Origin of the sequence: Azoarcus sp. CIB, from assembly GCF_001190925.1 — a bacterium.
GTDB lineage: Bacteria > Pseudomonadota > Gammaproteobacteria > Burkholderiales > Rhodocyclaceae > Aromatoleum.
Window position 1 is genome coordinate 3,914,790 of sequence record NZ_CP011072.1, and the last position, 14,429, is coordinate 3,929,218.

The window sequence follows — 14,429 nt, forward strand, 5'->3', positions numbered from 1 at the left end:
ACTTCGCGGCGCGTTTTCGCGGCAAGCCCGGGGGATCAGGTGTAAACTTTCGGTTTCCCGTGCGCCGCAACGAGTCCGCCGGGGCGGCATCCCGGCACAGCCGGGCCCGACCCGATTCATCCGCGGCACCGGCCGTTCCCTGCTCCGCCCCTTCCATGCGTATCGAACAACTCCGCCAGCGCCTGCGAGACCTTGGCGCCAAGCCCTGCCACGAACAGGCGATCCTGCGCGCATGGGCCCAGGCGCGACCGCTCGACAGCGGCCGCAAGCGCGCCGACGGCTTCCTCTCGCCGCGCATCCTCGGCGCCCTGCCGGCGCTGAGCGAGGAACTGCAGGGGCTGGCGCGCGTGCTCTCGGAGCATCCCGGCGAAGACGGCTCGGCACGCCTGCTGGTGCAGCTCGCCGACGGCCAGTCGGTCGAAAGCGTCCTGCTGCCGCGCGACGGCGTGTGCGTGTCCTCGCAGGTCGGCTGCGCGGTCGGCTGCACCTTCTGCATGACCGGCCGCGACGGCCTCATCCGCCAGCTCGGCAGCGCCGAGATCGTCGCCCAGGTGGTGCTCGCGCGCGCCCGCCGCTTCGTCAAGAAAGTCGTGTTCATGGGCATGGGCGAGCCGGCGCACAACATCGACAACGTGCTGGAAGCGATCGACTTCCTCGGCACCGAGGGCGGCATCGGGCACAAGAACCTGGTGTTCTCGACGGTGGGCGACCACCGCGTGTTCGAGCGCCTGCCGCAGGGGCGCGTGAAGCCCGCGCTCGCGCTGTCCCTGCACACGACGCGGCCCGAACTGCGCGAAGCGCTGCTGCCGCGCGCCCCGCGCATCACCCCCGAGGAGCTCGTCGAGCGCGGCGAGGAGTACGCACGCGCGACCGGCTATCCCATCCAGTACCAGTGGACCCTGCTCGCCGGCATCAACGACACCGACGAGGAGATCGACGGCATCGTGCGCCTGCTCGCGGGCAAGTACGCGATCATGAACATGATCCCGTGGAACAGCGTCGAAGGTTTCGGCTTCGCGCGCCCCGAACGCGAGCACGCAGAGGCGATCGCCCGTCGGCTGCACGAACGCGGCGTGCTCACCAAGCTGCGCCAGTCCGCGGGGCAGGACGTCGACGGCGGCTGCGGCCAGCTGCGCGCACGCAAGGTCGTGCCGCGCACGCCGGCCGTGCTGCGGCGCTTTTCCGCATCGGACGCGGACCTGCGGGCGGACTGATCCGGCCTCAGTGCTCCTTGCCGTCGACGCGCGGCGCGAGCAGGAACGGGATGTAACGCCAGCCGAGGATCGCGAAGCACGCGGCCCACGCCAGGGCGGCAAGATGGATCCAGCCCGTGTAGGCAGCGGGCACGAGCTGCGGCAGCACGACGCGCGCGACGAAGGCGGCGATCATGATCCACAGCACGAGTTTGTCGCCCGCGTCGAACACGACCTTGCGCCCGGTATGCCCCTTGGAGATGCGCACCAGCATCGCGGGGATGATCAGCCCCATCACACCGAACGTGAACACGTGCACCGACAGGCTCCCGACCCAGGCCGGCGTCGCGCGCAGGGCGCTGAATTCGAGCAGCAGCTGCATGACGATCGCCGCGTAACCGAGGTACATCACCGCCAGATCCAGCCGGCGCATCGCGAGCTGCGGTTTCCAGAAGACCAGTCGCGCGACGAGCAAGAAGGCTAGCACGACCAGCAGGGCCCCGGCCATGGGCTTGGGCATCCAGGCGACAAAGACCAGCGACAGTGCGGTCAGCTTGATCGGGTTGTCCAGCAGCGGATGGCGCAGGATCTCCGCCTGGAACACGCCCTTCATGAACTGCGTCAGCGTGCGTTCGAGCATCACGAGGAAGGCGACGCGAAAGAGCCCGATCGCCATCGTCACGCCGGACTGGAAGCTGTCGCCTCCCAGCATCAACAGCTTCGCGGCGATGAAGAGCGGCAGCGCGACGAGGAAGAAGTAGTTGTCGCGGAAACTGTCCCGGCTGCGAAAGCGGATCAGCGTCCACAGCAGCATCGCGACGATGCTGCCGAGAAAGACCGTGTTCGACAGCCAGAACAGCGCCGCGGGCCATGCGCCGCCCCAGGCCATGCCGATGCGCTCGAACAGCCACGCCGCAACCAGCCACATCAGCGCCGGGCCGTGATAGCCGCGGATCTGCACCCAGTTCTTCGACGCCGTCAGCAGGAAACCGCCCATCACGGCCCAGCCGAAGCCGAAGAACATCTCGTGCGCGTGCCACTGCACCGGCGTGAACCGCCCCGCCGGCGCAGGCAGGGCGCCGCTGAACATCAGCGCCCAAATGAGCGGCAGGCTCAGCCCCGCAAGGCACGCGAGGCTGAAGAAGGGGCGAAAACCGACGAGCCAGAGGGGGTGGGAGACGAGCTTCATGTGCAGGGTAAATAAGGCGGCAAGCAAATACTTGAAGGCTGCACGGGACAGCGTTCCTCCCCCTTCAAGGGGGAGGTCAGGAGGGGGATGGGTTTCTGCAGCGCCTGCCTAACCCATCCCCACCCCAACCCTCCCCTTGAAGGGGAGGGAGCTATCGTGCGGCACTCAACCCGACATCACCTCATTGCTTGCCGGTTAATAAAAGCACCGAAAACGGATGACCGAACGAAACCGGGGCCGATTGTGGGCGAGGTCGGCAGGCATCTCCTTGATCTTCGACATTTCGCGCACCTGTCATTTCAACGCCCCGCAGCGCATGCCAGAATGCCGGCATCGGATTCGCCCCGGAACCGGACCATGAAAGACGCACCGCCAGCCCCACTCGTGGCCGCGGCCCGCCCGAAACTGCCAGCCGCGATCTGGATGCTCGGCTTCGTCAGCCTGCTGATGGACGTTTCGTCCGAGCTGATCCACAGCCTGCTGCCGGTGTTCCTCGTCACCTCGCTCGGCGCCGGCGCCCTCGCGGTCGGCCTCATCGAGGGCGCGGCGGAGGCGACGGCGCTGATCGTCAAGGTCTTCTCCGGCGCGCTCTCGGACTACTGGGGCAAGCGCAAGCCGCTCGCGGTGCTCGGCTACGGGCTGGGCGCGATCTCCAAGCCCTTGTTCGCGCTCGCGACGAGCTCCGGCATGGTGCTCGGGGCACGCCTGATCGACCGCGTCGGCAAGGGCATACGCGGCGCGCCGCGCGATGCGCTAGTCGCCGACATCGCCCCGCCGCAGATGCGCGGCGCGGCCTTCGGGCTGCGCCAGTCGCTCGACACGGTTGGGGCCTTCCTCGGCCCGCTGCTCGCGATGGGGCTGATGCTGCTGTGGGCGAACGACTTCCGCGCGGTGTTCTGGGTCGCGATCATCCCGGGCTTCCTTTCGGTCGCGCTGCTGTTCTTCGGCGTGCGCGAACCCGAACGCCCGCCCGGCATCCCGGTGCTCAACCCGATCCGCCGCGAAAACCTGCGCCTGCTGCCGCGCGCCTACTGGTGGGTCGTCGGCATCGGCGCGCTGTTCGCGCTGGCGCGCTTCTCGGAGGCCTTCCTCGTCCTGCGCGCGCTCGACGCCGGCCTGCCGGTCGCCTACACGCCGCTGGTGCTGATCGGCATGAACGTCGTCTATTCGCTCACCGCCTACCCCTTCGGCCGCCTCGCCGACGGCATGAGCCACGCGCGCCTGCTCGCGCTCGGGCTCGTCGTGCTGATCGGCGCCGACCTCGCGCTGGCCCGCGGCGCCGACTGGCCCTGGCTCGTCGCCGGCATCGCGCTGTGGGGCCTGCACATGGGCATGAGCCAGGGCCTGCTCGCGACGATGATCGCCGACACCGCGCCGGCCGCGCTGCGCGGCACCGCCTACGGCGTCTTCAACCTCGTCAGCGGTATTGGCCTGCTGCTCGCGAGCGCGTTCGCCGGCCTGCTGTGGGAGCAGTTCGGCGCCTCGTGGGCCTTCATCGCCGGGGCCGCGCTGGCGGGCGCGACGCTGCTCGTCGTGCTCATGCGAGTGCGCTGAAACGTCTGCGCCGATCCGCGTCCTGCCTGCGTCTCCAAGGGGCCTGAATTCGGCCCCCGCGCGCCCTTGACGACCATCAATATCCCTTTCCGAACAAGCCCCTACAGTTGCCGCACGACCTGCCGTTAATGCAGGAGTCGCAGCCTTTGCGGTGCGACGGTTTCGCGCGTCAAGGGCACACCCGTCGAAAGGCGGGGCCGCAAATCCTCCGGGCTAAATCCTCCACGGACATGCTAGCGGGGTTGCCGTAACGATCACCGGATCGAGCGCTCTTGGCGTTTCACGCAGCACCAGGAGACGCGCATCATGCAACACTGCCCCACCCTTCTCGCGATCGCGCTGGCGACCGCCTTTCCCCTGTCCGCGCTTGCCGAGGACGCCGTCCTGCAGGGGGCTCCGCTCACTTCGGGCGAGATCGCCTGGAACCGGGTCCATGTGCAGGTGAAATCGGATCTCGCCCACGCCGCCGGTCGCACCGGCCGCGGTGCGACGGTCGCGGTCCTCGACACCGGCGTGCAGGGCAACCACATCGAACTCGACACCCAGCTCTCCGGCACCCGCATGTACGACGCGACGATCCGCAAGTGGATCGCGCCGACCGACGGCGGCGGGCATGGCACCCACGTCGCCGGCATCATCGCCGGCTCGACCGGGACTGGCTACAGCTACGGCATCGCCCCCGATGCGAAGATCCTGCCGATCAAGGTGTTCGCCAGCGACACCGGGACGGCCAGCAGCACCTCCCTCGCGGCCGGCCTCAAGACCGCGGCGGGCACGCGTGCCGTGGCGGTGATCAACCTGAGCCTGGGCGCGGGCGGTCCGCTCGGCGGCAGCGTCGAGAACGCATTGCGCTCGGCGATCGCCGCCGACAAGCTGGTCGTGGCGGCAGCCGGCAACGAGGGCGGCAGCGCCCCGATCTGGCCCGCGCGCTACGCGAAGGAGAGCTGGGCGAAGGGCCAGATCATCGCCGTCGGCGCCGTCGACGCGAACAACCAGCTCGCGAGCTTCTCCAACCGTGCCGGCGACACCGCGAACTGGTACCTCGTCGCGCCGGGCGTGAGCGTGCTGTCGTCCTACAACGACGGCGGCTACGCGTTCATGAGCGGCACCTCGATGGCGACACCGGTCGTCGCCGGCGCGGCCGCGCTGCTCGAAGGCAGCTGGCCGCAGCTCAAGGCCGGCCAGGTCGCCTCGATCCTGTTCCAGACCGCCACCGATCTCGGCGATCCGGGCGTCGATGCGACATATGGCCGCGGCCTGCTCAACGTCGAGCGCGCGATGCAGCCGGTCGGCACGCTCGCCGTGCCGCTGGCAACTTCGTCGAAGAAGCCTCGGCGCTCGAGCGCCGCCCTGCGCGCCTCGGTCGCGTCGTGGAGCGGACTGCGCGCCGCGGTCGTCGACGGCCGCTTGCGCGGCATCGCGGTCGATGACTTCAACCGCGACTTCGCGACCGACTTCGGCACCGGCATCCGCGCGCCGGCCGTGGAACGCATCTCGGACGCGCTCGACATGGCCGGCCGCTCGCTGCAGTTCACCGAGCAGGTGCACGCCGACGGCTCGCGCTTCGTCGCCGCAGTCGAGGAGCGACGTCCCCAGGGGCTGCGCGCGGCGCACGACGCCCACCTCAGCCTGATCGCCAGCAGCGCGGTGTTCAGCCTTGCCGGCGGGCAGGAGCTGGCCTTCGCGACCGGCAGCCTTGCCGGCAGCTATTTCGGACTCGCCGGCACCGACCACAGCCTGGCGAATCCCTACCTCGGCCTCGCACGCACCTCCGCCCAACTGGCCTTCGGCCTCACGCGCGACGCGCTGAGCTTCAAGGCGGGCGTGCTCGACGCGGGACTCAACGCCGCAATGGTCCGCCAGCACGAATGGTCCGAAGTCAGCGGCGGCCGCGCAGCGATCACCGAGCTGAACTACGCCCTCGGACGCGACAGCCTGATCGGCATCCAGTACGCCGACGTCGCCGAACGGGAATCGTGGCTCGGCAGCGTCGCCGGCGATGCCCTGGCGCTGGAGCAGGCCGGGACGCGCACCGTCACGGCGCACGCGCGTTACCGCGTCGGCCGGGACACACTGCTCGCCGCACGCTACTCGGCCGGCCGCACCGCCGACACGCACGGCAAGGCCCTGCTCGGTTCGGCGGAGGGCGTCCGCTCCGAATCCTTCGCGCTCGGCCTGATCGGCCATGATGGCCTCACGCGCGGCGACCGCTTCGCCCTCACGCTGTCGAGCCCGCTGCGCATCACTGCCGGTACTGCGAGGATTTCGATGCCGGTCGCGATCACCGCCGCCGGCGACACGGTGTTCGAATCGCGGCGCATCGCGCTTGCCGCCACCAGCCGCGAATTGAAGCTGGGCCTCGACTACGTGCGTCCGCTGTCGGCCGCGTCCAGCCTGTCGGTGCTCCTGGCGACCCGCGACAACGCAAATCACGTCGCCGGCGAGCGCGACATGCAGGCCGGCGTCGTGTATCGCACGGCATTCTGACGCACGGCGTCCTGTCCGCGGAGCGCATCCGCGGGCTCGCCCGCGTTGCGGACATATCGGGGGCGACGGGCTTGTCGCTACAATCGCGGCCTGAATTCACGAGCCCCCGATCGATGCATCCGCCCGCCCTGCTCCTCCTCGGCCCCACCGCCAGCGGCAAGACCGCATCGGCGCTCGCGCTCGCACGCATGCTCCCGGTCGAGATCGTCAGCGTCGATTCTGCCCTCGTCTATCGCGACATGGACATCGGCACCGCCAAACCGACCACCGAGGAACGGGCGGCCTGCCCGCATCACCTGATCGACATCGTCAGTCCGGAAGAGAACTACTCGGCCGCGCAGTTCCGCGCCGACGCGCTGCGCCTGATGGACGAGATCACCACGCGCGGCCGCATCCCGCTGCTCGCGGGCGGCACGATGCTGTACTTCAAGGCGCTGCGCGACGGGCTGTCCGACCTCCCTGCCGCCGACGCGGCGCTGCGCGCGGAGATCGACGCGAACGCGGCAAAGCACGGCTGGCCCGCGCTACATGCGGAACTCGCGCGCCTCGACCCCGACGCCGCAGCGCGGCTCGAACCGACCGACTCCCAGCGCATCCAGCGCGCGCTCGAGATCGTCCGCCTCACGGGCCGCCCGCTCGCCGACAGCTACGCAAAGCGGGAGATGGCGCCGCCGCCCTTCCGCCTGCTGCCGATCGCGCTCGCGCCGTCCGACCGCGCGGTGCTGCACGCGCGCATCGAGCAGCGCTTCGACGCAATGCTCGCCGCCGGACTCATCGACGAGGTGCGCCGCCTGCGCGAACGCTACCGGCTCGATCTGTCGATGCCCTCGATGCGCTGCGTAGGCTACCGGCAGGCCTGGGAATACCTCGACGGCACGGACGACTACGCCACGATGCGCTTCAAGGGCATCGCCGCGACGCGCCAGCTCGCGAAGCGCCAGCTCACCTGGCAGCGCCAGTTCCGCGAAACCTGGCCGGAACTGATCGAACTCGACTGCCTGCGCCCCGACCTCGCCAAGGCCGTCGCCGCGACCGCGCAACGCCTGCTCGCCACCGCGTAGCAACCGCGGGCTCTGTCGTAGGGCGGAAAAGCGAAGCGCCTTCCGCCGCATGCAGGTCTACCGCTGTGGGAGCGGCTTCAGCCGCGAATGGGCGCCGATTCGCGGCTGAAGCCGCTCCCACACAGGACCTGCATTCACAGTATCCCCCTCCACGCCCCCACGACAATCAGCCACAGCGACGCGAGCACATAACTCGCCAGGCAATAGCGCAAATTTCCCCGCGCCAGCCCCAGCGCCGACAGCCCGAAGCGCCCCTGCAACGACAGATGCACGCCCGCCATCGGATTGAGCGCGAGGCCGATGCTCCAGGCCATCAGGAAGACCTGCGCCAGCAGCATCGGGTCGGGCGACAGCGGCGCGAGCCAGGTCGCCGCGATCACGATCGTGATCACCGTATGCACGCCGATCGCCGCGAGCGCCACCATCGCGCCCAGCACCAGCGCCGCCTCCACCGGACCGAAGCGGTCAAACGGCGTCCAGCCCGCGTCCCCCTGCATCAGCGCCTGCAGCCCCGTCGCGAACACCCCGGCAGCCAGGAACAGCATCAGCTCGCCCGACATCGCCGGCAGGCGGCGCAGCGCATGGGCGGACAGGCGTTCGACGCCATCGACCGGCCCGTTCGTCACCAACACCGACACGACGCTGATCGACAGCGCCGAGCCGCTGATCACCGCCAGCGATGACCAGCCGGGCAGCCAGACGAGCCCCGCCGACACCATCGCCGTCAGCACCAGCGGCAACCAAAGCGAGGACGCGCGCATCGGAAAGCCGACGAAGCCGCGCTCGTCCCCGTCCGCCGCCACCGGCAGGGTCCGCGTGACCAGCCAAAGCAGCATCGCCGCAAGAGGCAGGCCAGCCAGCACGAGATCCTCCAGTCGCGCGCCCGGCGCATAGGTCAGGGCCACCGCCATCGCGCCGAAGAACGGCGACCACAACGCCGCGAGGAGGAAGCCGCGCGCGAGCAGCGCCGCCTGCCCCGCACTCAGGCGCCCGCCCTGCGCGATGCGCTCGGCGATGATGAACACGACCGACATGTTGATGACCGCCCCGAGCACATGCACCCCTGCGAGGGTCTGCCACAGCGCCCGCCGCCCGCGCGGCAGGGGCCGGTCGCCGTCCTTGCCGAATCCCACCAGCTGCAGGAAGCTGACCGCGGCCAGCATCCCGAGCAAGGCGGTGTTCTGCGTCAGCAGCGCACTCCAAGCCGGCGCGGCTCCGCGCCACACCGCAGCGAGCAGGGCGAGAGCGCCCAGTCCGCACAGGATCAGCGCGAAGCGTCGCTGCTTGCCGTCGAGCCGCGGCCACAGCGCGACGCCCCCCCCCCCATGCGGCAAGCCCCGCCGGCCACGCCGGCAGCCCCGTGCGCGCGCCATGTGCGAACGACAAGAGCACGAGCCCCGCCATCAGCCAGGCGGCGAGGACCGTGCGCGGGCGGGAAAGCGTCTGGAGATGCGCGTCGGACACGTCGCGGACGATCAGGCCGAAGCGGGCGCGCCGTCCTCGACCGCGAGCCGGTTGCGCTCGCGCCGCGCGAGCAGGGTATAGACGGTCGGCACCACGAACAGCGTGAAGAAGGTCCCCAGCAGCAGGCCGCCGACGATCACCCAGCCGATCTGCTGGCGGCTTTCCGCCCCGGCGCCGGTCGCGAGCGCGAGCGGGATCGAGCCCAGCACCATTGCGCCGGTCGTCATCAGGATGGGACGCAGGCGCAGCACCGACGCCTCGACGACCGCGTCGCGCAGGGCCGTCCCCTGGTCGCGCAACTGATTCGCGAACTCCACGATCAGGATGCCGTGCTTGGTGATCAGGCCGACCAGGGTCACCAGCCCGATCTGGCTATACACGTTGAGCGTGCCCCCGGCCAAATACAGCGCCGCGAGCGCCCCGGTCATCGACAGCGGCACCGTCAGCATGATGATGAAGGGATCGCGGAAGCTCTCGAACTGCGCCGCCAGCACGAGGTAGATGAAGGCCAGCGCGAGCACGAAGGTCAGCGCGAGGCTCGCAGAGCTGGTCCTGAACTCGCGCGACTGGCCGTCGTAATCGACCGCGTAGCCGGCCGGCAGCACGCGCGCGGCGGTCGCGTCGAGCCATGCCAGCGCCTCGCCCATCGCGAAGCCGGGCGCGAGGTTCGCCGAGATCGTCACCGAACGCCGCTGGCCGAAGTGATTCAGTTCGCGCGGGCTGACGCGGTCATGCACCTTGACGACGTTCGCCAGCGGCACCATCTCCCCGTTCCTGGCGCGCACGTAGATCTCCCGGATGTCGCGCGCGACCGCCCGGCTCGGCGCCGCCACCTGCACGATCACGTCGTACTGCTCCGCATCCTGCTTGTACCGCGTCACCTGCCGCCCGCCCAGCATCGTCTCCAGCGTGCGCCCGATCACATCGACGGGGATGCCGAGATCGGCCGCCTTTTCGCGATCGACGTCGACCGCCAGCTCCGGCTTGGTCAGCTTCAGGTCGGTGTCCGGCGACACGAAGCCCGGCTGCGTACGCATCTCGTCGAGGATCAGGTCGGTGTAGCGCGCCAGCTCGTCGTAGGATTCCGACGTCGTGATCACGAAGCTGATCGGTCGCGTGCGCGGACTCTGGCCGAATGACGCCGGCAGCACCGGGAAGACCTGCAGGCCGGGAATCGCCGCAAGCTTCGGTCGCATCTCTCCGGCAATGGCGCTCGAATTGCGCTGACGCTCCTTCCAGTCCGTGAATCCCGCGAACGAGATGCCCTGCGACACCGTCGGATTGCCCGAGATCACGAGATAGCGGTCGACCTCGGCGGTTTGCGCGTAGATCGCCTCCAGTTGCGTCGCGTAGCGCGCCATGAAGTCGATCGTCGCCCCTTCCGGGCCGGAGAAGATGCCCACGACGCGCCCGCGATCCTCGACCGGGGCGAGCTCGGTCTTCAGCGCCTTCAGCAGCACCAGCGACGTGCCCGCGACCAGCGCGAAGGCGAGCATCACGAGCCAGCGCCGGTTCAGCGCGACCCCGAGCACGCGCCGATATCCCGCCGTCAGCCAGCCGAGGAAGTCCTCGATGGCGTTATACACGCGGCCATGCTTCTTCTCGTGGCGCAGGAGCTTCGAGCACATCATCGGCGACAGCGTCAGCGCGACGAAGCCCGACACGATCACGGCCCCCGCGAGGGTCAGCGCGAACTCCGTGAACAGCTTGCCCGTGCGCCCGGTCATGAACGCCACCGGCGCATACACCGCCGCCAGCGTGATCGTCATCGCCACCACCGCGAAGCCGATCTCCCGCGCGCCGCGGAAGGCCGCCTGCAGCGGCTCCATGCCCGCCTCGACGTGACGGTAGATGTTCTCCAGCACCACGATCGCGTCATCGACGACGAGGCCGATCGCCAGCACCAGCGCCAGCAGCGTCAGCGTGTTGATCGAGAAGCCGAACACCAGCATCAGTGCGAACGCCCCCACCAACGACACCGGGATCGTCACCAGCGGCACCAGCATTGCGCGCCAGTTGCGCAGGAAGAAGAAGCAGATCACCGCGACCAGCAGCACCGCCTCCCATATGGAGCTGAACACCGACGCGATCGAGCGGTCGATGAACACCGTCGTGTCGTTGGCGATGTCCATGCGCATGCCTTCGGGCAGTTCCGCCTGCAGCACCGGCAGCATCTCCACGAGGCCGCGCTTGAGATCGAGCGGATTCGCCACCGACTGCTTGATCAGCCCGATCGACACCGCCGGCTTGCCCATGAAGCGCACCAGCGTGCGCTCGTTCTGCGCCGCCACCTCCACGCGGCCGATGTCGCGGATGCGCACGGCGTAGCCGCCCGCCGTCTGCGGCTGGCGCACGACGATCGACTCGAATTCCTGCGGCGTGGCGAGATCGGTCTGCGCGACCACCGCGAATTCGCGCTCGCGGCTCTCGATGCGCCCCGCCGGCAGCTCCACGTTCTGCCGCCGGATCGCGTCCTCGACGTCCTGCGGCGTCAGGCGGAAGGCCGCCAGCCGGTCGCGGTCCAGCCAGATGCGCATCGAATAGCGGCGCTCGCCGAACATGCGCGCGTCGGCCGCGCCGGACAGCGTCTGCAGGCGCGGCTTGACCACGCGGCTGGCGAAATCGGAGAGTTCCAGCGGCGAATGACGGTCCGACGAGAACGCGATCCAGATGATCGGGTTCGCGTCCGCCTCGACCTTCGAGATCACCGGCTCCTCGATGTCGTCCGGCAGGCGCCGGCGCACGCGGGAGACCCGGTCACGCACGTCCGCGGCGGCGCTGTCGGCGCTACGCTCGATGCGGAAGCGCACCGTGATCTGGCTGCGCTCCTGGCGGCTGATCGACTGCAGCACGTCGACGCCCTCGATGCCCGCGAGCGAGTCCTCCAGCGGCTTGGTCACCTGCGACTCGACGATCTCCGCGCTCGCACCGGTATAGGTCGTGTCCACGGTCACGACCGGTTCGTCGATGTTCGGGTACTCGCGCACCGTCAGGCGCGAATAAGACATCAGCCCGATCAGCAGCACCAGCAGCGACAGCACGGTCGCAAACACCGGGCGCTTGATGCAGATTTCAGACAGGACCATCGCCCGCCCCTCAGCTTGCCGGTTTTGCCGATCCGGCTGCGGGGGCGGCCTGCGCTCCGCCCGCACCCACGATCCTCACGGCCGCACCGTCGCGCAGCTTCAGTTGCCCGGCCGTGACGACAACGTCGCCCGCCTGCACGCCCTTGACGATCTCCACGCGGGCGCCGCGCCGCGCCCCGGTCTTCACCTCGACGCGCTGCGCCTTGCCGTCGACCACGCGATACACGAACTGCACGTCGCCCGGTGCAGGCACCAGCGCCTCCTCGGGAACCACCGCAACGTTCGCGCGCTCCTCGAGGATCAGCCGCACGCGCGCGAACATCCCGGGACGCAGGCGCTGCCCCTCGTTCTGCAGCGTCGCGCGCATCACCACCGCCCGCCCCTGCTCGTCGACGAGCGGATCGATCGCGCTCACCACCGCCGCGAACAGCCGGCCCTCGACGGCATCGGACGCGAGTTCCAGCTTCTGTCCCGGCCGGATCTGCGCGAGGTAGGTCTCGGGCAACCGGAAATCCACCTTCAGCGTCGCGATGTCCTCCAGATTGACGAGATCTTCGCCTTCCTTGACGTAGTCGCCGACGCTCACGTTGCGGATGCCGACGATGCCGGCGAAGGGCGCGCGGATACGCATCTTGTCCAGCCGCGCCTCGGCGAGCGCCATGTTCGCGCGCGCCACCTCCAGCCGCGACGCTGCCTCGTCGCGCGCGCTCTGGCTCAGGAATTTGCGGTTGAAGAGGTCTTCGGTGCGGCCGAAATTGGCCTGCGCCAGCGCGAGGTTCGCCTTCGCCTGCTGCACCTCGGCCCGCTGCACGGCCGCATCGAAGTCGACCAGCACTTCACCGCGACGGACGGGGCGGCCCTCACTGAAGCGGATCGCATCGATGCGCCCCGCAACCTCCGGGCGCAGGACGACGGACTCGTTCGAGCGCAGCGTTCCCACCGCCGTCACATCGTCCGCCATCGCCTCGGCCAACACCGTCACCGTTTCGACCTCGGCAGGCCCCTGCGCGGCCGCCGCATTGGCGCCCGCCGCCGGCTTCGCGCCGAACACCGGCTGCACCGTGCCGACACTGCGGTTCGCGTAGTACGCATAGCCCGCAAGGGCGGCGATTCCGGCAAGGCTGACGGCGGCAATCAGGCGACGACGGACGGGCATGTTCGGCGAGCACTCAAGCTGGGACGGGATCCGGAAAAAAAACGAGCGCACCCCATTCGGTGCGCTCCCTGCATCCTGCTGACAACCCACCCGGCAACAAAGTTGCACGGGCGGCGGGGCCCCGCATCGCACGCGGCCCCGGAAAACTCAGGCGACCGTCGTCTGCGCCACGCCTTCCGCGCGCGCCTCGATGCGGCCGAGGCGATACACCGTCTCGCCCGCGGCCTCGAGATTCGCGACCGCTGCATCGGCCTGCTCCGCCGACACGATCACGACCATGCCGACGCCGCAGTTGAACACGCGGTACATCTCTTGGTCGGCGACGTTGCCTTCCTGCTTCAGCCACTGGAACAGCGGCGGCAGCGTCCACGACGACGCGTCGAGACGCGCGGTCAGGTTGTCGGCGAGGATGCGCGGCACGTTCTCCAGCAGGCCACCGCCGGTGATGTGCGCCATGCCCTTCACGACGCCCGGGATCGCGCGCATCAGGCCCAGCATCGACTTCACGTACAGGCGGGTCGGCTCCAGCACCACGTCGCGGAAGGGGCGGCCGTGGAAGTCCGCATCCAGGTCCGGGTTCGCACGCTCGATGATCTTGCGGATCAGCGAATAGCCGTTCGAATGCGCGCCGCTCGACGCCAGTCCCAGCACCACGTCACCCGGCACGATGCGCGAGCCGTCGATGATCTCGGACTTCTCGACCGCACCGACCGCGAAACCGGCCAGATCGTATTCGCCGTCCGGGTACATGCCCGGCATCTCGGCGGTCTCGCCGCCGATCAGCGCGCAGCCCGACAGCTCGCAGCCGCGCGCAATGCCGCCGACGACCGCAGCCGCGGTATCGACATCGAGCTTCCCACAGGCGAAGTAATCGAGGAAGAACAGCGGCTCGGCGCCCTGCACGAGGATGTCGTTCACGCTCATCGCAACGAGATCCTGGCCGACCGTGTCATGCTTGTTCAGCTGGAACGCGAGCTTCAGCTTCGTGCCGACACCGTCGGTGCCGGACACCAGCACCGGCTCGCGGTACTTCTTCGACAGCTCGAACAGCGCGCCGAAGCCGCCGATGCCGCCCAGCACCTCGGGGCGCATGGTGCGTTTCGCGAGCGGCTTGATGCGGTCGACGAGGGCGTCGCCGGCATCGATATCGACACCGGCATCACGGTAGGAAAGCGAAGGTTTTGCGGAGCTCAAGATCGTTCCTCAGGCTTGCGGAATGCGCGTTGGGGCCGGCCCGGC

General features: G+C 69.4%; 9 protein-coding genes and 1 riboswitch. Of the genes, 4 read left to right on the plus strand and 5 right to left on the minus strand.

Annotated elements, in window-relative coordinates; translation table 11 throughout:
* Positions 1 to 155: 155 nt before the first annotated feature.
* Complete coding sequence (locus AzCIB_RS17475; protein ID WP_050417056.1) at positions 156 to 1,214, plus strand: RNA methyltransferase; 1,059 nt, start codon at positions 156 to 158, stop codon at positions 1,212 to 1,214.
* A gap of 7 nt (positions 1,215 to 1,221) precedes the next feature.
* Here AzCIB_RS17475 and AzCIB_RS17480 read toward each other — a convergent pair whose 3' ends face one another.
* Positions 1,222 to 2,382: an NnrS family protein gene (locus AzCIB_RS17480; RefSeq protein WP_050418430.1), complete on the minus strand. Its 1,161-nt coding sequence runs from the start codon at positions 2,380 to 2,382 to the stop codon at positions 1,222 to 1,224.
* 357 nt (positions 2,383 to 2,739) lie between these two features.
* Here AzCIB_RS17480 and AzCIB_RS17485 point away from each other — a divergent pair, with 357 nt between their 5' ends.
* From AzCIB_RS17485 to miaA, 3 genes are all read left to right on the plus strand, one after another.
* The gene (locus AzCIB_RS17485) at positions 2,740 to 3,936 is read left to right on the plus strand and encodes an MFS transporter (RefSeq protein ID WP_050417057.1); all 1,197 of its coding nucleotides are present in this window, start codon (positions 2,740 to 2,742) and stop codon (positions 3,934 to 3,936) included.
* Positions 3,937 to 4,100: 164 nt separating this feature from the next.
* Positions 4,101 to 4,186: riboswitch (cyclic di-GMP riboswitch) on the plus strand.
* Positions 4,187 to 4,242: 56 nt separating this feature from the next.
* A complete protein-coding gene (locus tag AzCIB_RS17490) occupies positions 4,243 to 6,423 on the plus strand; it encodes a S8 family peptidase (protein ID WP_050417058.1) in 2,181 nt (726 codons plus the stop codon).
* A gap of 113 nt (positions 6,424 to 6,536) precedes the next feature.
* Positions 6,537 to 7,484, plus strand: a complete 948-nt coding sequence (gene miaA / locus AzCIB_RS17495) for a tRNA (adenosine(37)-N6)-dimethylallyltransferase MiaA (protein WP_050417060.1) — start codon at positions 6,537 to 6,539, stop codon at positions 7,482 to 7,484.
* 134 nt (positions 7,485 to 7,618) lie between these two features.
* Here the strand turns inward: miaA and AzCIB_RS17500 are convergent, their stop codons facing one another.
* The 4 genes from AzCIB_RS17500 to purM form a co-directional block, all read right to left on the minus strand.
* Complete coding sequence (locus AzCIB_RS17500; RefSeq protein ID WP_232299258.1) at positions 7,619 to 8,857, minus strand: hypothetical protein; 1,239 nt, start codon at positions 8,855 to 8,857, stop codon at positions 7,619 to 7,621.
* A 102-nt stretch (positions 8,858 to 8,959) separates the two neighbouring features.
* Positions 8,960 to 12,034, minus strand: a complete 3,075-nt coding sequence (locus AzCIB_RS17505) for an efflux RND transporter permease subunit (RefSeq protein ID WP_050417061.1) — start codon at positions 12,032 to 12,034, stop codon at positions 8,960 to 8,962.
* A gap of 10 nt (positions 12,035 to 12,044) precedes the next feature.
* On the minus strand, positions 12,045 to 13,190 hold the full coding sequence (locus AzCIB_RS17510; protein WP_050417062.1) for an efflux RND transporter periplasmic adaptor subunit: 1,146 nt from the start codon (positions 13,188 to 13,190) through the stop codon (positions 12,045 to 12,047).
* 147 nt (positions 13,191 to 13,337) lie between these two features.
* Complete coding sequence (purM, locus tag AzCIB_RS17515) at positions 13,338 to 14,384, minus strand: phosphoribosylformylglycinamidine cyclo-ligase (protein ID WP_050417063.1); 1,047 nt, start codon at positions 14,382 to 14,384, stop codon at positions 13,338 to 13,340.
* Between the last annotated feature and the right edge of the window lie 45 nt (positions 14,385 to 14,429).

Bases quoted from the DNA above. Each gene is read 5' to 3' on its own strand.
- AzCIB_RS17505 (WP_050417061.1), bottom strand. From the start codon at position 12,034: ATGGTCCTGTCTGAAATCTGCATCAAGCGCCCGGTGTTTGCGACCGTG.
- AzCIB_RS17485 (WP_050417057.1), top strand. From the start codon at position 2,740: ATGAAAGACGCACCGCCAGCCCCACTCGTGGCCGCGGCCCGCCCGAAA.
- AzCIB_RS17480 (WP_050418430.1), bottom strand. From the start codon at position 2,382: ATGAAGCTCGTCTCCCACCCCCTCTGGCTCGTCGGTTTTCGCCCCTTC.
- miaA (WP_050417060.1), top strand. From the start codon at position 6,537: ATGCATCCGCCCGCCCTGCTCCTCCTCGGCCCCACCGCCAGCGGCAAG.
- AzCIB_RS17510 (WP_050417062.1), bottom strand. From the start codon at position 13,190: ATGCCCGTCCGTCGTCGCCTGATTGCCGCCGTCAGCCTTGCCGGAATC.
- AzCIB_RS17500 (WP_232299258.1), bottom strand. From the start codon at position 8,857: ATGGCGCGCGCACGGGGCTGCCGGCGTGGCCGGCGGGGCTTGCCGCAT.
- AzCIB_RS17490 (WP_050417058.1), top strand. From the start codon at position 4,243: ATGCAACACTGCCCCACCCTTCTCGCGATCGCGCTGGCGACCGCCTTT.
- AzCIB_RS17475 (WP_050417056.1), top strand. From the start codon at position 156: ATGCGTATCGAACAACTCCGCCAGCGCCTGCGAGACCTTGGCGCCAAG.